General features: G+C 47.7%; 18 protein-coding genes. 15 read left to right on the top strand and 3 right to left on the bottom strand.

Annotation, left to right across the window (positions count from 1 at the left end; genetic code table 11):
• Both treC and DI392_RS04455 read left to right on the top strand, forming a co-directional pair.
• Positions 1–1671, top strand: a complete 1671-nt coding sequence (gene treC, locus DI392_RS04460) for an alpha,alpha-phosphotrehalase (protein WP_109318707.1) — start codon at positions 1–3, stop codon at positions 1669–1671.
• Positions 1672–1936: 265 nt separating this feature from the next.
• Entirely contained in the window at positions 1937–3649 is a 1713-nt protein-coding gene (locus DI392_RS04455) for a hypothetical protein (protein WP_109318706.1), read from the top strand.
• Between the two features lie 58 nt (positions 3650–3707).
• Here DI392_RS04455 and DI392_RS04450 read toward each other — a convergent pair whose 3' ends face one another.
• Positions 3708–4307: a DUF6198 family protein gene (locus DI392_RS04450; protein WP_109318705.1), complete on the bottom strand. Its 600-nt coding sequence runs from the start codon at positions 4305–4307 to the stop codon at positions 3708–3710.
• 365 nt (positions 4308–4672) lie between these two features.
• Between DI392_RS04450 and glyA the strand changes: the two genes are divergently transcribed.
• A complete protein-coding gene (gene glyA, locus DI392_RS04445) occupies positions 4673–5923 on the top strand; it encodes a serine hydroxymethyltransferase (protein WP_109318704.1) in 1251 nt (416 codons plus the stop codon).
• 167 nt (positions 5924–6090) lie between these two features.
• Here glyA and DI392_RS04440 read toward each other — a convergent pair whose 3' ends face one another.
• Complete coding sequence (locus DI392_RS04440; protein WP_109318703.1) at positions 6091–7392, bottom strand: citrate synthase; 1302 nt, start codon at positions 7390–7392, stop codon at positions 6091–6093.
• A gap of 385 nt (positions 7393–7777) precedes the next feature.
• Between DI392_RS04440 and DI392_RS19480 the strand changes: the two genes are divergently transcribed.
• From DI392_RS19480 to DI392_RS04385, 12 genes are all read left to right on the top strand, one after another.
• Positions 7778–7975: a hypothetical protein gene (locus DI392_RS19480; protein ID WP_146194517.1), complete on the top strand. Its 198-nt coding sequence runs from the start codon at positions 7778–7780 to the stop codon at positions 7973–7975.
• Between the two features lie 58 nt (positions 7976–8033).
• Positions 8034–10856, top strand: a complete 2823-nt coding sequence (sucA, locus tag DI392_RS04435; protein ID WP_109318702.1) for a 2-oxoglutarate dehydrogenase E1 component — start codon at positions 8034–8036, stop codon at positions 10854–10856.
• A gap of 13 nt (positions 10857–10869) precedes the next feature.
• Positions 10870–12105, top strand: coding sequence for a 2-oxoglutarate dehydrogenase complex dihydrolipoyllysine-residue succinyltransferase (odhB, locus tag DI392_RS04430; protein WP_109318701.1), 1236 nt, complete (start codon positions 10870–10872; stop codon positions 12103–12105).
• 173 nt (positions 12106–12278) lie between these two features.
• Positions 12279–13445 carry an ADP-forming succinate--CoA ligase subunit beta gene (sucC, locus tag DI392_RS04425; RefSeq protein ID WP_109318700.1) on the top strand — a complete coding sequence of 389 codons (1167 nt, stop codon included), beginning with the start codon at positions 12279–12281 and terminating at the stop codon, positions 13443–13445.
• Positions 13445–14317: a succinate--CoA ligase subunit alpha gene (gene sucD, locus DI392_RS04420; RefSeq protein ID WP_109318699.1), complete on the top strand. Its 873-nt coding sequence runs from the start codon at positions 13445–13447 to the stop codon at positions 14315–14317. The genes sucC and sucD overlap by 1 nt, the downstream gene beginning before the upstream one ends.
• A gap of 184 nt (positions 14318–14501) precedes the next feature.
• A complete protein-coding gene (locus tag DI392_RS04415) occupies positions 14502–15296 on the top strand; it encodes a DUF3450 domain-containing protein (RefSeq protein WP_245883947.1) in 795 nt (264 codons plus the stop codon).
• Positions 15296–16630, top strand: a complete 1335-nt coding sequence (locus DI392_RS04410; protein WP_109318698.1) for a MotA/TolQ/ExbB proton channel family protein — start codon at positions 15296–15298, stop codon at positions 16628–16630. Before DI392_RS04415 ends, DI392_RS04410 begins: the two co-directional genes overlap by 1 nt.
• A gap of 80 nt (positions 16631–16710) precedes the next feature.
• Positions 16711–17193, top strand: coding sequence for a MotA/TolQ/ExbB proton channel family protein (locus DI392_RS04405; protein ID WP_245883959.1), 483 nt, complete (start codon positions 16711–16713; stop codon positions 17191–17193).
• A 9-nt stretch (positions 17194–17202) separates the two neighbouring features.
• Complete coding sequence (locus DI392_RS04400) at positions 17203–17607, top strand: ExbD/TolR family protein (RefSeq protein ID WP_109318696.1); 405 nt, start codon at positions 17203–17205, stop codon at positions 17605–17607.
• A gap of 9 nt (positions 17608–17616) precedes the next feature.
• Positions 17617–18273 carry an energy transducer TonB gene (locus tag DI392_RS04395; protein WP_109318695.1) on the top strand — a complete coding sequence of 219 codons (657 nt, stop codon included), beginning with the start codon at positions 17617–17619 and terminating at the stop codon, positions 18271–18273.
• Positions 18273–19409, top strand: coding sequence for a tetratricopeptide repeat protein (locus tag DI392_RS04390; RefSeq protein WP_109318694.1), 1137 nt, complete (start codon positions 18273–18275; stop codon positions 19407–19409). Before DI392_RS04395 ends, DI392_RS04390 begins: the two co-directional genes overlap by 1 nt.
• A gap of 135 nt (positions 19410–19544) precedes the next feature.
• Positions 19545–19766, top strand: a complete 222-nt coding sequence (locus DI392_RS04385) for a VF530 family protein (protein WP_005472135.1) — start codon at positions 19545–19547, stop codon at positions 19764–19766.
• A gap of 86 nt (positions 19767–19852) precedes the next feature.
• Here DI392_RS04385 and sodB read toward each other — a convergent pair whose 3' ends face one another.
• Positions 19853–20437 (bottom strand): superoxide dismutase [Fe], encoded by a 585-nt coding sequence (gene sodB / locus DI392_RS04380; RefSeq protein ID WP_109318693.1) that lies wholly within the window; start codon positions 20435–20437, stop codon positions 19853–19855.
• Between the last annotated feature and the right edge of the window lie 182 nt (positions 20438–20619).

Genomic DNA, 20619 nt, shown 5'->3' with positions numbered 1-20619 from the left:
ATGTCAGTACAAACCGAGTGGTGGCGCACCGCGACCATATACCAAATTTACCCGAAAAGTTTTTGTGATAGTGGCAGTAAAGGTACCGGTGATATCCAGGGTATTATTTCTAAACTGGGTTATCTTAAGTTACTGGGGACTGATGCTATCTGGCTAACGCCGGTGTATGAATCACCAATGGTAGATAATGGCTACGATATTTCCGATTACTATGCGATTAATCCGGATTTCGGTACCATGGCCGATTTCGATGAGTTGTTGGAGAAAGCACACCAGAATGGTATCCGCATTATCATGGATATCGTGGTCAACCATACGTCAACGGCACACAAATGGTTTCAGTCAGCACTGGGTGACAAAAACAGCCCGTACCGTGACTACTATATCTGGAAAGATCCTGTGGATGGTCGCGAGCCGAATAACTGGGCATCCAAGTTTGGCGGTAATGCCTGGGAACTGGATGAGGCCACCAATCAGTATTACCTGCATCTGTTTGCCAAAGAGCAGGCGGATCTGAACTGGGAAAACCCGCAGGTTAGGGAAGAAGTTAAGCACATCATTGATTTCTGGGCAGAAAAGGGCGTGGATGGTTTCCGTCTGGATGTGATTAATCTGATTTCTAAACAGCAGGATTTTACTGATGACGAGAGTGGCGATGGCCGCCGTTTTTATACCGATGGACCAAGAGTGCATGAGTATCTGCAGGAGATCAGTGAAGCGGTATTCCAGAAATACGGCTCAGTGACCGTCGGTGAGATGTCGTCAACCACGCTGGAGCATTGTCAGCAGTATTCGGCCAATGATGGCAAAGAGCTGTCGATGGTGTTTAACTTTCATCACCTGAAAGTGGATTATTCTAACGGTGAAAAATGGACCAAAGCACCGTTTGACTTTATCCAGCTTAAGCAGATTTTTAATAAATGGCAAACCGGTCTGAATGGCAAAGGCTGGGGGGCTCTGTTCTGGTGTAACCATGATCAGCCTCGGGTGGTCAGTCGTTTGGGGGATGATCAACAGTACCGGGTAGAATCCGCGAAGATGCTGGCAGCTTCTGTACATATGATGCAGGGCACACCTTATATCTATCAGGGTGAAGAGATTGGCATGACCAACCCTCACTACACGGATATCAGTCAGTACCGGGATGTAGAAAGCACCAATATGTACGACATTATGGTTAACCATGATGGTGTAAGTAAAGAAGACATGTTGGCGATTCTGGCTCAGAAATCCAGAGACAACTCCCGCACACCGATGCAGTGGAATACCGAAGAACATGCCGGTTTCACTCAGGGACAGCCATGGCTGGAAGTGGCACGTAATTATCCGGAAATTAATGCAGCACATGCCGTGGATGACCCGGATTCCGTGTTTTATTTCTACCAGAAGCTGATTCAGCTGCGTAAAGCGATCCCGGTGATTACGAGTGGCGAGTATATTGATTTGCTGCCGGAGCATAAGCAGCTGTTCTGTTATGCCCGAAGAGACGAAAAGCAGACTCTGCTGTGCCTGAATAACTATTATAGCGAAGAGGTTGAGTATTCTGTCCCGCCGACATTTTCGATGGAAAAAGCTCAGTGTCTGCTGTCTAACTATGACGTTGCTGAATCTGGCAATACATTAAGTCTGAGACCTTATGAGACTCGGATTTATCTGATAGAGGAGTGCTGATCTTCTTCACTTTGAGTGAACTTATGGTCGTTAAGGCACTGATAAGCGGGTTTAGATTGTAAGCCCGCATTTTTGTGTGTATCGGTGTTTTGCGTTATGTAACCGATTGTAAAGTAAATTACAGCATAGTTGCGAATGACTCGCATAATTAATCCATTTCGTATCCAAACCATAACCTGTCTTATTGAGCTTGTTGCGTATCTAGTGTTCACCGCTTACATTTCCCGTCCCAAAATTAACTTTATGTCTCAATAAAGGAAAAATAATGTGTAGGCTCTTTGTTTTATGTTTGGCTTTATTCGTGACTGCGTGTGGTGGCTCAGGTAGTGATGAGAAGAAAAACGCGAATAGTGGTGGGACGGAAATTAACGCTACTCAATCAGTAGCGGTTGAAACAAATTCTTATTCTATCTCTGCGGGGCGGTCGGTTTATCATCCTGTCCCGAATGGAAGTGCTCAGGAACTGTATGTATTTACCGATGAAACCACGAATTTTACTGCCTATGGGTTCAATGATATTGCGCCCGAAGAGCATACCTGGGAGTTAATTGACTCTTCGGTAAAAGATTCCGCTCAGGCTATTATTTCTAGCAGTAAGGGAGCAGAGTATGACTTTAAAGGGCAGAGCGCAGGGGAATATACCCTGGTTGGTTGCAAGGATAAGGCAAAATATAACCCTGCCAGCCCGGAAGGTCATGGTTACTGCATCAATATCATCGTGAATGTGATTGATAAGGTTTGGGTAGAAGCTTCCACGGACAAAGAGACGAAAGTTACTTTTTCCGTTGCCGATTTTACCGGTTTACCGCTGAAATTTATTGATATCCGGCAGCCTAAGCGAGGGCGTTTAATCGTGGATAAAACCCGTCAGCAGTTAACGTATGAGCCACTGGGTGGCTACGATTACCTGATGACTGGTGATACTGCTGTAGAGGAAGTTGCTGTCACGCTGGCAGATAACGGTAATGTGGTTAAGAAGATGCTCAGGCTGACGGTGCAGGGGACAGCTACCCTGCCTAAGTGTACTGCGGAAAACAGTATGAAAATTACGCCAGCGAGCGGCAGTAATCAGAAGCCTATTGAAGTGGGGCCTAATCAGTGTATTGAACTTGATGCGACTAATTATAGTCAGTCGGGCTACTGGTCATTGTTAAAAAGTCCGTTGTATAGTTTTCTGGCTTATGCCGGAATTGATGGCAGCAAACCGGTATTGCGATTTAAGTACCCTCAATACGGGGATCTCCGTTTTCAGTGGTGTTACGCTCTCAATAAATGTGAAGATGACACCTGGTGGGTGAAAACATCAGTACTAAAAAGTAATGCGCTCGAAGCACCGAATTTAGAAATCTGGGGCTTTTCACCGAGAAAGACGGTTGGAGAGACTATGACACTGCAAGCTAAGCTAACAAGTGATAGTGTGCGACGGGATCCTGTTTATCTGTGGGAAATTCGTGATAAAAGCTACGCTAACATCCTTGTTGGCCATCTACAGACCTTGAGTGATGAGATTGATATTGACCTGCCTGAAGTAACCAGCGACTGGGAAATCAAAGCTCGTGCAAAAAATGCCGGATACAATGATACGTACTGGGGAAACGGCATGACGAGTTTGCCTGAAGAGCAAACTATATATGTTAGGGGAGATCGCAATGATGCGCCTTTAGCGGTGGTTTCGGTTAATGGTGTGGTATATCGTGGGGAAGAGTCTTCACTGGTTCAGATTATAGATTTACGCCCAGGTGATCTTATTACCTTTGATGCATCAGAGTCAGTGTTCAGGGACAGCAATCCTTACAATAGCTCTGCTTTTTATACGGCTGTTGGTGGGCCTTATAATAAAATGTTCTCAGGCGAGATATATCAGCACCGCTTTGGTGAACGTGCTTATCAACAAGTGACCTTCTGTGTCTGGAATGATTATGGCTGGAGTTCAGTTGATGGCAGTTGTATTACCTTCCAGCTTGAGGAAAGTTGGTAATACCTTATACAAGGGAGGCTAAGCCTCCCTATTTTACATGGATTCAACTGACCGGCGTTTAGCCGTAACTCACAATATACCGGCTGGGTTTATGGTTCATCCCCAGCACCAAATTGATGATGGCGGCCCCCGTGACCGACAGAGCAACCACCCAGGGCGTCACAAAAAAGAATGAGGCAATCACGATGACGCAGTCGATAAGCACCTGGGTTTTGCCGACAGAGATGCCCCATTTATCCTGAATCACCAGACACATAACATTGAATCCGCCTAAGCTGGAACGATGACGGAACAGGATCAGCATACCCAGCCCCATGAGCGTTCCACCGACGACAGCACAGTATAGGTCGTTGACCACATCAAGGTGGATCACCAGATCAAGATGATCGGTAAATACCGACACCATTGCACCGGATACGATACTTCTGATAGCAAACATTTTACCGAACCGCAGCCACCCCAGAATATAAAACGGACAATTGACCAGAAAATACAATACACCGAAAGAAAGCGGCATAAGTTGCGCTAAGAGTAATGCCAGCCCGGCGGTTCCTCCGGTCAGCAGTTGCGCCGACTGTAGGAAGAATAAACCCTGAGCCGTAATAAAAGTTCCGGTAAGAATGGCGATCCAATCTTCTTTAACTGAGTGTTTTTCCATCTATTTAAAAATTTTCTTGTAGAGAATGGCGAGAATACTAGATAAAAACGTTTAATTTCGGTAGGTTGGGATGAAAATTTAAGGCAACGGTATGTAATCGGCTTTTTACGCTGTGTAAAGCCGTAGAGTTTACAGGGGAATTGATTGGACATTATTCACCTGTAAGCTAGATTTATACCCATGCAGGACATGAGTCTTTTTCAACCCGAACATGAAAATTGTGCATAAAGAAATTGAAACTTTATCTTTCTTGATTACGGTGATTTTTGTACACTAGCGCCACCTATAAAGGTGACGGAAACGTTTGCTTTCGGACTTTATGTACTTTTTCGGAACTTTGTGAATATCTGAGTCAGGAGATACAGATGCTAAAGCGCGACATGAACATCGCTGATTACGATGCAGAGCTATATGCTGCAATCCAAGAAGAAACTCTTCGTCAGGAAGAGCATATTGAGCTAATCGCTTCAGAAAACTACACCAGCCCACGAGTTATGGAAGCTCAGGGTTCTCAGCTAACTAACAAGTATGCAGAAGGCTACCCAGGCAAGCGTTACTATGGCGGCTGTGAATATGTAGATAAAGCAGAATCTCTGGCGATTGACCGTGCATGCAAACTATTTGAGTGTGAATACGCAAATGTACAGCCTCACTCTGGCTCTCAGGCCAACAGCGCAGTTTATATGGCTCTGCTAAATCCAGGCGACACAGTACTGGGAATGAGCCTGGCACACGGTGGTCACCTTACTCACGGTTCACCAGTAAACTTCTCTGGTAAGCACTATAACGTTATCCCTTACGGTATCGACGATAACGGCCAAATCAACTACGAAGAAATGGAAGCACTGGCTCTTGAGCATAAGCCTAAGATGATCATCGGTGGTTTCTCTGCGTATTCTCAGGTTGTTGACTGGGCTCGCATGCGTGAGATTGCGGATAAAGTTGATGCTTACCTGTTTGTTGACATGGCACACGTTGCTGGTCTGATCGCTGCTGGTGTTTACCCGACTCCACTGCCACACGCACACGTTGTTACTACAACAACGCACAAAACACTGGCTGGTCCTCGCGGTGGTCTGATCCTGTCTAACGCTGGCGAAGACATGTATAAGAAGCTGAACTCAGCGGTATTCCCAGGTGGTCAGGGTGGTCCTCTGATGCACGTTATTGCAGGTAAAGCCGTAGCATTTAAAGAAGCGATGGAACCTGAGTTCAAAGCCTATCAGCAGCAAGTTGTGGTTAACGCTAAAGCAATGGTTGCAGAATTTATTGCTCGTGGTTACAAAATCGTTTCTGGCTCTACAGAAAACCACCTGTTCCTAGTTGACCTGATTGACAAAGACATCACAGGTAAAGAGGCGGATGCAGCACTGGGTGCAGCGAACATCACTGTAAACAAAAACTCAGTACCAAACGACCCTCGCAGCCCATTTGTGACTTCAGGTATCCGTGTGGGTACTCCGGCGATCACTCGTCGTGGCTTCACAGTAGAAGATGCGAAAGCTCTGGCTGGCTGGATGTGTGACGTTCTGGACAACATTAATGATGAGTCAGTAATCGAAGCGACCAAAGCCAAGGTACTGGACATCTGTAAGCGTCTTCCAGTTTACGCATAAGTTTTCTGCTCAATCCTTTCGTTCCCATGCTCCTGCGTGGGAACGCATATTCTGTCTAAGAGTTACATGTATTTGTTTCTACTAAGGAATATGGAAATGACGGGAATGGAAACATTGAAATAAAAAAGCCCGCTGAATGATCAGCGGGCTTTTTCGTAGACAAAAAGTTATTTACTCTCTTCTTCTCTTTCGTGCAGAGGTTTAAAGTCACGCTGAGCATAACCTTGATACAGCTGACGAGGGCGACCAATACGGCTATCCGGACTGCTGTGCATCTCGTTCCAGTGTGCGATCCAGCCGATAGTACGGGACAGAGCAAAGATTACCGTAAACATGGTGACCGGAATACCGACAGCTTTAAGAATGATACCTGAATAGAAATCCACGTTCGGGTACAGTTTCTTCTCAACAAAGTAATCATCAGACAAGGCGATGCGTTCCAGCTCCATTGCCACATCCAGTAGCGGATCTTCAATATCCAGCTCTTTCAGTACATCATGACATGCCTGACGCATAACGGTGGCACGCGGGTCATAGTTTTTGTATACCCGGTGACCAAAGCCCATCAGGCGGAACGGGTCATCTTTATCTTTCGCACGGGCGATAAACTCAGGAATTCTCTCTACGCTGCCGATTTCTTCCAGCATACGCAGACAGGCTTCGTTTGCACCACCGTGAGCTGGGCCCCACAAAGAGGCAATACCCGCTGCAATACAGGCAAATGGGTTCGCACCCGATGAACCTGCAAGTCGCACAGTCGAAGTAGAAGCGTTTTGTTCATGGTCAGCATGCAGTGTGAACACCTTGTCCATTGCCCGGGCAAGAACAGGATTAACTTCGTATTCCTCACACGGCGTAGCAAACATCATGTGCAGGAAGTTTTCTGCGTAGCTCAGATCATTCCTTGGGTAGATAAATGGCTGTCCAACCGAGTACTTGTAACACATCGCGGCAAGTGTTGGCATTTTGGACATAAGACGGAATGCCGCAATTTCCCGGTGGCTGTCATTATTGATATCCAGTGAATCGTGATAGAACGCAGCTAATGCGCCGACTACCCCACACATAATGGCCATTGGGTGTGCGTCACGACGGAAGCCATGGAAGAAGCTGGCAATTTGCTCATGCACCATGGTATGACGGGTGACGATGGTTTTAAAGTCTTCGTATTCTTTACGGTTAGGTGCTTCTCCGTAAAGAAGGATATAACACACTTCCAGATAGTCGGCATTGTTTGCCAACTGATCGATTGGATAACCACGATGCAGAAGAATCCCTTTATTACCATCGATATAAGTGAGCTGAGACTCACAAGAAGCAGTGGCAAGAAAACCTGGGTCAAGGGTGAAATACCCATTTGCTCCCAGTTGACGAACATCGATCACTTCAGGCCCCATTGTTCCCTGTAAAATCGGTAGTTCGATAGGCGCTTTACCTTCAATATGAAGGGTCGCAATCTTATCTGCCATAACATTCTCCTTTGTTATTTTCATCCATCCAGGATTCTTTGTGTGCCGCTTTTTTACTTAGGATTGCAGCTAAAGTCAATTTTTCTGGTGCATTGTGTGCAACTGACACACTATAAATTGGATGAAAAAATTAACCATTTGTTCCGTTTAGCCACAATTATTTACCGCATCCAGCTATACCGGTCGTTGTTTTGATAAACAAGTTTATTTTTTGGTTTTTCTTTATAATCTGAGGGGTTACCTCAATTTTAAGGCTGACTGAATATCAGGATTCACCTCTATATACTACACTAACGTTTAAAATAAATTCAGGCGGTGGTTGTTAAAATGTTAAAAATGTGGGGTAACACAGATAACCAGCACCTGGCGAAACGGTCAGAAAAAAGTGCTGGCGATTCAGGATTTGCTAAGCGATATGCAGCATTTTTATAAAATTTATGCCACAGTTAGAGCTATGTCAGAAAGTATTGATGTAACTACTTGTCAAAAGGGATTAAATCCACCTGAAGCAATTGGTAATATAGGCTTAACGTGGTCACGCTCTCTGTATGCGTTGAAAGGAAGAATAAAGATTGCCGCATAAGCGGCATAGAGCACCCGAGAAAAGGGTGGTGATGATAACAAACTGGTTAAGGGAAAGTATGCACAACGGTGTGATGAAGGCATGGCTTGAGTCTTCACACTTGGCCGGTGCTAATGCGACATATGTAGAGGAACTCTACGAACTGTATCTGAGTGATCCGGAGCAGGTAAGTGATGAATGGAAACGTGTGTTTGACGAGCTGCCGCAGCAGCCATCACAAGCGGCTGAACAGCCGCACTCACGGGTTCGTGATTACTTCCGGCGACTCGCGAAAGAGACAAAGCATTACAGTGTCCAAGTAAGTGATCCTGAAGTTGATGCCAAACAGGTCAAAGTACTTCAGTTAATTAACGCGTACCGGTTTCGGGGGCATCAGGCGGCAAACCTGGATCCTCTTGGTATCTGGAAGAGAGAACCGGGGCCGGATCTTAAACCTGAATTTCATAACCTTACTGAAGATGATTTTGAAGAGACCTTCCATGTGGGGTCTTTTGCTGTTTCGGACAAAACCATGCGTCTTGGTGACCTGTACCAGGCGCTGAAAAAAACCTATTGTGGCTCCATTGGTGCAGAATACATGCACATGACGAATACAGAACAGAAGCGCTGGATACAGCAGCGTTTAGAGTCTGTGTTAGGGCAGCCTTCTTTTTCACTTGGTGAGAAACGTACTTTTCTTCAGGAATTAACCGCAGCAGAAGGGCTGGAGCGGTATCTGGGCGCTAAGTTCCCGGGCGCTAAACGGTTTTCTCTGGAAGGCGGTGATGCGTTAATTCCGATGACGAAAGAGCTGGTAAGGCATGCCGGCCGTAATGGTATCCGCGAAGTTGTCATCGGAATGGCTCACCGGGGCAGGTTGAATATGCTGGTGAATGTACTGGGGAAAAGACCTCAGGACCTGTTTGATGAGTTTGCCGGTAAGCATGATGAAACCTGGGGAACCGGTGATGTGAAGTATCATCAGGGATTCTCTGCCGATTTTTCTACTCCCGGCGGTGATATACACCTTGCTCTGGCCTTTAATCCTTCTCACCTTGAAATAGTCAATCCGGTTGTGATGGGGTCGGTCCGTGCCCGTCAGGACAGATTGGGGGATAAAACCGGCAGTATGGTTTTGCCTATCACCATTCACGGTGACTCCGCCATTGCCGGTCAGGGGGTCGTGCAGGAAACCTTTAATATGTCCCGGACCCGGGGCTTTCAGGTTGGCGGTACCATCCGGATTGTGGTGAATAACCTGATAGGCTTTACCACGTCTAATCAGCGGGATACCCGCTCGACCATGTACTGTACCGATATCGCGAAAATGGTTCAGGCACCGATTTTCCATGTGAATGCCGATGATCCTGAAGCAGTCGCATTTGTTACCCAGATAGCGCTGGATTACAGAAACACGTTTAAACGGGATGTGGTGATTGATCTGGTGTGTTACCGACGCCATGGTCATAACGAGGCGGATGAGCCGAATGCGACTCAGCCACTGATGTATCAGAAAATTAAAAAACACCCGACACCACGCAAGTTGTACGCGGACATGCTCATGGAGCGTGGAGAAGTGGACATCGAAGGCGCGACCCAGATGGTGAACGAATATCGGGATGCTCTGGATCACGGTGAAGTTGTCGTGAAAGAATGGCGGCCGATGGAAAAACACTCGGTAGACTGGTCTCCCTATCTGGGGCATGACTGGAATATGGAGTGGGGAAGCCGTTTCGATTTACATCGTCTGCAAGAGTTGGGAAGCAGAACCTGTCAGCATCCGGAAAGCCACGTTCTGCAAAGCCGGGTAGATAAAATCTATTCAGACCGGCAGGCCATGTTAGCCGGTGAAAAACAGCTGGACTGGGGGATGGCTGAAACGCTGGCTTATGCCACGCTGGTGGATGATGGTAAGCGTATCCGTATCTCTGGTCAGGATTCAGGGCGTGGTACCTTCTTCCATCGTCATTCCGTGCTGCATAATCAGAACGATGGTAGTGTGTATACCCCTTTAGCTCATATTCGTGAGAATCAGGGAAAGTTTCAGGTATTTGATTCCGTCTTATCGGAAGAAGCGGTGCTGGCCTTTGAATACGGCTACGCCACCGCAGAGCCGGGCGGACTGACCATATGGGAAGCTCAGTTTGGTGACTTCGCCAATGGTGCACAGGTTGTGATTGACCAGTTTATTTCTTCCGGCGAGCAGAAGTGGGGAAGGCTGTCTGGCCTGACCATGTTGCTTCCACACGGTTACGAAGGTCAGGGTCCGGAACATTCATCAGCCCGCCTTGAACGTTATTTGCAATTGTGTGCGGAGTCTAATATTCAGGTCGTCGTACCGTCGACTCCGGCTCAGGTGTATCACATGCTGAGAAGGCAGGTGGTTCGGCCTATGCGTCGTCCGCTGATTGTCATGTCGCCTAAATCATTGCTGCGTCACCCGCAATGTGTATCCAGCCTGGAAGAATTGGCAGAGGGTACATTCCAGGCCGCTATTCCTGAGGTTGATGCTCTGGATCCGGCCAAAGTCCGGCGAGTAGTTTTCTGTGCAGGTAAGGTCTATTACGATTTGCTTGAGCAACGGCGTAAAAATGAACAGGAAGATGTTGCCATTATCCGAATCGAGCAGCTTTACCCGTTCCCTCTGTTTGAGGTCAGAGAACTGATTGAGCAATATACCAATGTAGAAGATTACGTTTGGTGTCAGGAAGAGCCTCAGAATCAGGGAGCCTGGTACTGTAGCCAGCATAATTTCCGTAACGCTGTTCATGGTGCGGAAGTGAAATACGCCGGGCGACCGGCTTCGGCATCTCCTGCGGTGGGCTACATGTCCGTTCACCTGAAACAACAAAAAGCCTTGGTTGATGAGGCACTGACCCTAGATTCAGAACTAGAAGAATAAGGAAGAGACGAATATGACAATTGACATTCTGGTTCCCGATTTACCTGAGTCCGTTGCGGATGCTACGGTAGCAACCTGGCACAAAAAAGAAGGCGATAGCGTATCCCGTGATGAAGTTATCGTAGACATTGAAACGGACAAGGTTGTGTTGGAAGTTCCGGCTCCGGATGACGGAGTATTGGAAAGCATTACTGAGCCGGAAGGCTCGACGGTATTAGCCAAACAACTGCTTGCCCGTATTCAGACGGAAGCGGTGGCGGGTGAGCCAACCAAAGATTCAGCACAGGCATCCGAATCCTCGCCGGATAAACGTTACCGGGCTTCGCTAACGGAAGAAACCAATGACTGGCTGACTCCTGCTACCCGCCGTCTTCTGGCTGAACATGGTCTGGATGCCGCTGATGTTAAAGGAACAGGCGTTGGCGGGCGTATTACCCGTGAAGATATCGATGCGGTACTGAAGCAAAGAGCGGAAGAGCAGGAAGTTGCTCAGGAGAAGAAAGCCGAAGACGAAGACAACGAAGCACTGGCAGAGTCACACCATACCACGCGTAGTCAGAAACGTGTGCCAATGACCCGCCTGCGTAAGCGAGTTGCGGAACGTTTGTTAGAAGCGAAAAATGCGACGGCGATGCTGACGACCTTCAATGAAGTGAATATGAAACCTATCATGGATTTGAGAGAGCAGTACAAAGACTCATTTGAAAAACGACATGACGTTCGTCTTGGTTTTATGTCTTTTTACGTAAAAGCGGTTACAGAGGCTCTAAAACGGTATCCGGAAGTGAATGCATCTATTGATGGCGACGATATTGTTTATCATAATTTCTTCGATATCAGCATTGCTGTATCTACTCCGAGAGGCCTAGTGACCCCGGTTTTAAGAGATTGTGACACTTTAAGCTTCTCAGATGTAGAAAAAGGCATTAAAGATCTTGCAATTAAAGGTAGAGATGGCAAATTAACGGTTGAAGAACTGACAGGTGGTAACTTTACCATTACTAATGGTGGAGTCTTTGGTTCGCTCATGTCGACACCAATTATTAATCCTCCACAGGCTGCTATCCTTGGAATGCACAAAATCCAGGATCGCCCTATGGCGGTGGACGGAAAAGTGGAAATACTTCCGATGATGTATCTGGCACTTTCCTATGACCACCGGCTTATTGATGGCAGAGAATCTGTGGGCTTCCTGGTAACCATAAAAGAGTTACTGGAAGATCCGGCTCGCTTACTACTTGATGTTTAAGCTATCTGAGCTCTGCAGTGTACACAGAGTCAGATAAGCTCAACGTCTGACTCTGTATAAAAATATGAGAACGTACCCTGCATACGTTAAGCTCTTTTGCCTGAGCCGTTTCGTGGCAAAGAGTCTTATGGAAATAATAAATCCCGTGATGGGAAAACTAACGGAATGACAGAATGAATTTGCATGAATACCAAGCCAAACAGCTATTTGCTGAGTTCGGTTTGCCAGTACCGGAAGGCTACGCCTGTGATACACCACAGGAAGCGGCTGAAGCGGCTGGAAAAATCGGTGGTGAAAAATGGGTTGTAAAATGTCAGGTACATGCCGGTGGCCGGGGAAAGGCCGGTGGTGTGGAACTGCATACCGATAAAGAAGCTATCCGTGAGTTTGCACAGAAGTGGCTGGGTCAGAACCTGGTGACTTATCAGACGAACGCCAATGGTCAGCCAGTATCCAAAATTCTTGTAGAAGCTGCATCGGGTATCGCCAGTGAGATGTACCTTGGCGCCGTTGTTGATCGCTCTTCACGTCGGGTGGTGTTTATGGCCTCAACAGAAGGTGGGGTTGAGATCGAAAAAGTGGCGGCAGAAACACCGGAGCTGATTCATAAAGCAACGATTGATCCTCTGACTGGTCCTCAGCCATATCAGGGCAGGGAACTTGCGTTTAAGCTGGGCCTGCAAGGCGATCAGATAAAGCAGTTCACTAAAATCTTTATGGGATTGGGTAAAATGTTCACTCAGCACGATTTGTCGCTGCTGGAAATCAACCCGCTGGTGATCACTGACGAAGGAAACCTTCTCTGCCTGGATGGCAAAATCAATATCGATTCTAATGCCCTTTATCGTCAGCCAAAACTCAGAGAAATGCGCGATCCGACTCAAAAAGACGAGCGTGAAGCACATGCCGCACAATGGGAACTGAACTATGTCGCGCTGGACGGCAACATCGGTTGCATGGTGAACGGTGCCGGTCTGGCAATGGGCACCATGGACATTATCAGCACTTATGGTGGTCAGCCTGCTAACTTCCTGGATGTTGGCGGTGGTACAACCAAAGAGCGTGTTAGTGAGGCCTTTAAGATCATTCTTTCCGACAGCAAAGTAAAAGCGGTATTTGTGAACATCTTTGGTGGCATTGTTCGTTGTGATCTGATTGCCGATGGCGTTATCGGTGCGGTGCAGGAAGTGGGTGTCGAGGTTCCTGTTATCGTTCGCCTTGAAGGTAACAAAGCGGATATCGGTTCGAAGAAGCTGGCAGACAGTGGTCTGAATATTATTGCTGCAACTTCTCTGACTGAAGCAGCAGAAAAAGCTGTAGCAGCAGCGGAGGGCAAATAATGTCGATTCTTATTGATAAAAACACCAAGGTTATCTGTCAAGGCTTTACCGGCGGCCAGGGTACCTTCCATTCAGAGCAGGCGCTGGAGTATGGTACTCAGCTTGTTGGTGGTGTATCTCCGGGTAAAGGCGGTCAGACTCATTTGGGACTGCCGGTTTTCAATACTGTACGTGAAGCGGTCGAAACGACGGGTGCAACAGCATCGGTTCTGTATGTTCCGGCACCATTCTGTAAAGACGCCATTCTGGAAGCCATTGATGCTGGTATCAAACTGATTGTGACCATTACCGAAGGTATTCCGACGCTTGATCTGCTTCAGGTGAAACTGCGCCTTGAAGAAGCTGGTGTGACTATGATTGGGCCAAACTGTCCGGGCATTATCACTCCGGACGAATGTAAAATCGGCATCATGCCGGGCCATATCCATAAAAAAGGTAAAGTCGGTATTGTTTCCCGATCCGGTACTTTGACGTATGAAGCGGTAAAACAGACCACAGATGAAGGCTTTGGCCAGTCCACCTGCGTAGGTATCGGTGGCGACCCGATCCCGGGTTCAAACTTTATTGATATGCTGAAACTGTTCCAGGAAGACCCGGAAACCGAAGCGATTGTGATGATTGGTGAAATCGGCGGAACCGCAGAAGAAGAAGCGGCCGCGTTTATTAAAGCGAATGTCACCAAACCCGTCGTGTCTTATATTGCAGGTGTGACCGCACCAAAAGGCAAACGTATGGGGCATGCGGGGGCCATTATCTCTGGCGGTAAAGGTACAGCCGAAGATAAGTTTGCCGCACTGGAAGCCGCTGGTGTTAAAACGGTGAAAAGTCTGGCTGATATCGGTAAAGGTCTGAGGGAAATTACCGGCTGGTAATTCCTCATCATCGCGATGATAAAAAGATAAGCCCGGGCAATAATAGCCCGGGCTTTTATGTTGTAAACTTGATTATGTTTGCATTACAAATGAGAATGGGTATTATTCTTTATTTGAATTTTACCGGGTGATGTGTGTTTAGCGGTAATGTTGTTTAACTAACTGGAATAGTGAAGAGTTTTATATGTCTTCAGGTGGTGTTATAAGCAGGCTGTTGATCGGGAAAACCCAGATGATGGTTGCCTGTATTCTTTTTTTATCAGCCTCCCTTCCGTCTTCGGCTGATGAGATCAGCCAGGCCCATAAACTGGAAAAAAAGAATATAAATGAAACGGCGGATAGCCAACAGCGGATCAACAAAAGCAGTGATCACGCTTTTGCGTTAAAGGCCGATATCGAGTCACTGCGGGCCGAAGTTGAGAGTCTGACCATTTATCGGGATCATCTGGAGAGCCTGGTACTCAGTCAGGAACAGGAAATGAAAAGTCTGGATGAACAGTTAGCCCAGATTGATACCACTAAGCGCAGTGTTGTCCCTCTGATGTACCGTATGATGGATGGGCTGAAAGCTATCATCACAGAAGACAAACCAATTCGCCTTAAGGCTCGTCAACAGCGTCTGGAGAGCCTGCAGGTGATGATGACTCAGGCCAATATCAGTGATGCAGAAAAATACCGCCGCATTCTGGAAGCTTATCAGATTGAGCTGGAGTACGGGACAAAACTCGGTAACTTCACCGGCCGTATTGTGGCCGATGGCGTCGCCCGTGAAGCGGAACAGCTGTACATAGGGCGAGTCGTTCTGGTCGCACGCAGCCTGGATCAGCAACAGTTCTGGTCCTGGGATACGGTGCAACATCATTGGATAGAATTGTCTCCAGAATTAGGCTCTGAAGTGAACCAAGCCTTTGCTATCGCAGGCAGACAAGCTTCGCCGGATATCCTCACCTTACCGGTTTCTTTGAAGGAGGGAGAGTAATGAACAAGCTAACCTCTCTCCTTTGTTTAACGCTGGTGGCAGTGATGTGCGCTTCATCAGTATCCGCAGCCGATAAGCTACTGGATAGCACCAAAGCAGCTTATAAAGAACAACGACAGAAAGACAGGCTGCGTGAAGCCGACTTTCATCAGACAGAAGTAAAATTGCAAGCACAGAAAAAAGCACTACAGAAACAAATTGCCGCTCTGCAGGCTGAATCGGATCGGCTAAGTGACACCTTTAGTCAGAATGAGGAACGTCTGGCTGAAAAGGAAAAAGCTCTGTATCTTGCCACTGGTAGTCTTGGTGAATTGTTTGGTGTGGTACGTCAGGTAGCTAAAGAGCTGCAGGTTGAAATGAAACAGTCGGTGGCATCTATCGGGCAGGAACAGCAGATAGCGTTGATTGACGATATCGTGGCGGCAAAAACCTTGCCGTCAGCGTTGCAGCTACACGGATTATGGACAGTATTGTCTGAGCAAATTAAAGACAGTGGGCATGCAGAAACCGTGACGGTGAATTATGTCGGGGGCGATGGCGTTCATACTGACGTTACCGCAAAGCGTCTTGGTAGTCTAGGGCTGCTGGGAGACAACGGGTATCTGAAGTGGGATGGTGTCACACAGACAGCTTCCGATTATCGGCGTCAGCCGGAACAGGCTCCGACCCGTTCGTCTGTGCTGACAGAAAACCTACAGCCATTTGCTATTGATGCATCCCGTGGAACGCTACTGGAACAGTTGGGGAATAAGCCGGGACTGTCTGAACGTTTTGCTCAGGGGGGCGCTGTGGGTAAGGTGATCGCCGGATTGTTACTGCTTGGCCTTCTGATTGGTGCGGTGCGGGGAGTATCACTGTTGCGGACTCAGGCTCTGATACGCGTTCAACTGAAAAAGCCACAGCAGCCGGGCAATAACCCGCTGGGCCGTGTGCTTAAGGTCTACCAGGAAGATAAAGCACTGAATGTGGAAGCGCTGGAACTGAGGCTGCTGGAATCGGTCGTGGATGAGCAGCAATTGCTGGAAAAAGGCCTGTCCCTGATTAAATTATTTGCAGCACTGGCCCCAATGCTGGGTCTTTTGGGTACCGTTACGGGGATGATTGAGACATTCCAGACTATCACTCAGTTTGGTAACGCAGACCCACGCGTGATGGCGGGTGGTATATCCATGGCTCTGGTCACGACGGTTCTTGGTCTGATTGCTGCAATGCCGCTATTGTTGCTGCACAATATCCTGAGCTCTCAGGCCAGCAATATCAGTGTTGTGATAGAGAAACAGGGTATTGGCCTTGTTGCAGAGCGAGCAGAACAACAGGCTAAGGCAGCGGCCTGATGGAGTGGCTTCGTCCAATCACTCAGGCACTGGATACCCATACTATTTTGGGTGTTGGTTTCCATGCCTTTAGTGAGTTTATGAGCCGGGGAGGTCCGGTGCTCTGGTGGCTGGCTCTGGCGGTGGCGCTGTTCTGGCTTATCGCATTTGAGCGACTGCTTTACCTTTATGTCAGCTTTCCCAGACGTCGGCAGACTTGGATCTGCATGTGGCAGAAAAGAGCAGATCGACACTCCTGGTTTGCCAGACAGCAACGCGCGGCGTGGCTTTCACAGGCTCATATTGAGCTTACTCAGCACCTGAATCTGCTGAAAGTGCTGGTCACGCTATTTCCCATGATTGGTTTGTTAGGAACAGTCACCGGGATGATCTCCGTATTTGACGTGCTGGAAGCTCAGGGCACATCGCAGCCAAGACTGATGGCAGGGGGGATCTCTATGGCCACATTACCCACAATGGCCGGAATGGTGGCGGCGCTGGCCGGCATGTTCACGTATTCAAGGCTAAGTAAAATGAGTGAATCCAGAGAGTTACACCTTGAACGGTTAATGAGAGCGAAATAGGAAGAACCGATGAGATTAGGACAACGCAGAAAGAGTCAGGACGAAGCTCAGGTTGATATGACCTCAATGCTTGATATCGTCTTTATCATGCTGATCTTCTTTATTGTTACCAGCTCTTTTGTCAGAGAATCAGGTGTTGAGGTAAACCGTCCGCAGGCTGCACATTCTGCCAGCCAGAAAGATGCGGGTATTTTTATCGCAGTAACTGCAGACAATGAGGTGTATATCGACAAACGCCTGGTGGATGTGGAAAGAGTACAGGCCACACTTGAGCACATGCTGCTGGAGCAGCCAAATGCCTCTCTGGTCATACAGGCCGATAAATACGCGTTTAACGGTACCGTGGTAGAGGTTATGGATGGGGCAAAAGGGGCTGGTATTCAGAAAATAGCCCTGGCTACCGCTGCGAAGTAGGGGTTAACAATGAAACGTTTGTTGTTGAGTTTTCCCCTGGCGGTGACCACGACGGCTGTTCTGTTTAGCCTGATGGTCTGGATGGTAGGCATTGATGCCGGGCGTTCCCCTGAGCAGGAATCCGTCGCCCGTTTTGATCTGCTGATGGCAGAAAGTGAATCTGAGGCTAAGCAGCGAACCAGAAGGCTGCCCGATCCTCCGGAGAAACCAAAGGTCGCTCCGGAAGAAAAACCGACAGCGGTTTCTCCCTCTTCTCAACCTCTGGAATCCGCTCTGCCTGATTTGCCTGAGCTAAAGATGGACTTTGCCGTGGAAGGGCTGGCAGTGTCTGCTCCGGATGCTCCTGCTGAAGTTAACCCCATGGCTGAACAGGTGACTGATATTGGACAGAATCAGCAGGTGATGCCGCTACACCGTATGGAGCCCAGATATCCGCGAAGGGCACTCAGCCGGAAAATTGAAGGATATGTGGTGTTGTCTTTCTCCATTGATAAAACCGGTGTACCGACGGACATTGAAATCGTAGAGAGTGAACCCCGGCGAATATTCGACCGGGAAGCCCGCCGGGCTTTGAAACGGTGGAAATACCAGCCACAGATGGTCAACGGATCCCCGGTTAAGAGAGCCGGGCAGAAGGTCAGATTAGAGTTCAGGATTCAACAATAATGCGCTATCTACTGTTACTTATGACGGCTCTGAGTTTGCCGCTTAACGCTGCGGAACTGTCGCGCTATGTGGCGCTGAAAGTCCATAAAGCGTTTCAGGTTCAGCAGGAAGAGAGTACGGCTGAAGCAATAGGTATACTGGAAGGTATAGAGCCTGAGCGTGCCTACGATCAGGCTTATCTACAGAAACTGCTGGGCGTTTTCTACTGGCAGCTTGAGCAGGGAAGTCAGGCTGAAAAGGCCCTAAGCCGGGCGGTTACCCTTAATGCTCTGGATAAGGAGCAGCATCTCGACACTCAGCGTATGCTGGCAGATATTCAGCTATATCAACAGAACTTTATTGCAGCTATCGACAACTATCACGCAGTGATAGAGCAGACAAAGGAACCGACGAAGCTGGCCGGATACTGGCTGAGGGTCGCTCAGGCTTATTATTTTCTGGAACACTGGCACGATGTACTGGCGTCCGTTTCCGCTTATAAGCAAAACGTTCGGACTCCGGCGATCAGTGCACTGAAGCTGCAACTGGCTGCCGAACTTAGCCTTGAGCAGTGGGAAAGAGCCGTTAAAACCACACAGCAGTTACGCCGCCGTGAGCCGGAGCAGAAAGAGTGGTGGAGACAGCTGTACAGTCTGTTGCTGCGTACCGATCACAACAGAGAGGCTTTGGCGGTAGTACAGCAGATGGAACGAGCCGGGTTTGTGTTAACTCAGACGGAAATAAAAACTCTGGCCGGTCTGTACGCGGATCAGAAACTACCCGCTCAGGCAGCAGAATACTATACCCGTTTGAAAGGGCTGGAAACGGATGCCGAGATGCTGGCAACGCAGGCAAGGTACTGGCAGCAGGCCCGAGAATGGGATAAGTCCTTACTGATCTGGAAAAAAGCAACAGAAGTGGATTCGCAATACCGCTGGCCCTATGCCCGTCTGTTACTGCAGCAAAATCAGTATCAGCAGGCGATAACCCAACTGAATCTGATCGATAACCCTTCTGAACAGGTATTACTGACTAAAGTTCAGGCTTATTACCGCCTTAATCGGTTAGAGCTGGCGAAGAAAGCCGCCAACAGGGCGTATCGGGTAGCGCAGAATAAGGCCGCCAGGGAATGGCTGGATTATCTGGATAGCTTGTAGGTAAGTAGAGATAAAAAAGCGGGTAATCGCAGGGGGGAATGACAACACTATCCTACCGGCTAAAATATAAAAATGAGCTTGTACTATCTGGTACACTGCGCCTTTAAAAGGCCGCCACTGCAGGAACATAGGTTAATGAGTCAGGAACAACCAAATAACCCATTACACGGTTTAACTTTAGAAAAAATCCTCGTCCGTTTGCAAGAGCACTATGGATGGGAAGGATTAGATGCAGAAATTCAAATCAACTGTTTCTACAACAATCCGTCAATCAAGTCGTCATTGAAGTTTTTGCGTCGTACTCAATGGGCAAGAGATAAGGTTGAGGCTCTGTATATTGACACCTTTTGTAAATAAAGAATCCAGTTGTGCGCTGAAAGTCGTATGACAACAAAAAAGCTGGCAATCGCCAGCTTTTTCATCTCGGTAAGAAAACGCTTATCTTATGCAGACAGGTTTTCTTCAACAAATGCCCAGTTAACCAGCGCCCAGAAACCGTTCAGGTAGTCAGGACGAACGTTACGGTAATCGATGTAGTAAGCGTGTTCCCACAGGTCAGCTGTTAGCAGAGGAGTCACACCTTCGTCTGTCAAAGGAGTGCCTGCATTTGAGGTGTTAACGATATCCAGAGAGCCGTCTGCTTTTTTCACCAGCCATGTCCATGAAGAACCAAAGTTGTTCACAGCCATGTCGTTGAATTTTTCTTTGAAGGCATCAAAAGAGCCGAAAGAAGCATTGATAGCGTCAGCAACTGCACCTGTTGGTTCGCCGCCACCGTTTGGAGACAGGCAGTTCCAGTAGAAAGTATGGTTCCATACCTGAGCAGCGTTGTTGAAGATGCCGCCGGTAGAGGTTTTGATGATCTCTTCCAGTGTTTTGCCTTCAAACTCAGTACCTGGAACAAGGCCATTCAGTTTTACAACGTATGTGTTGTGGTGTTTACCGTAGTGGTATTCCAGTGTTTCAGCTGAGATATGTGGTTCCAGTGCATCTTTTGCATAAGGTAGTGCCGGTAGTTCGAATGCCATTGCGTAATTCTCCGTTGATTATAAGGGGATAACCCCTTTGCTTCCGATTGTATTTGTATTAATTAAGTCGTTACGACTGACTTAGTTTTATTTTAGCAAGTTTTTACTTTATTAAAACCCCAGTAACAAAAAAATATTGAATTTGTCACCTATGGAGGTCAATGACAGAGTGTTGTCATTGT

This window comes from Vibrio albus, from assembly GCF_003144035.1.
Lineage (GTDB): Bacteria > Pseudomonadota > Gammaproteobacteria > Enterobacterales > Vibrionaceae > Vibrio > Vibrio albus.
Note: the sequence above shows the minus strand (reverse complement) of the source record. Positions and strands in the feature narration are given on the sequence as shown.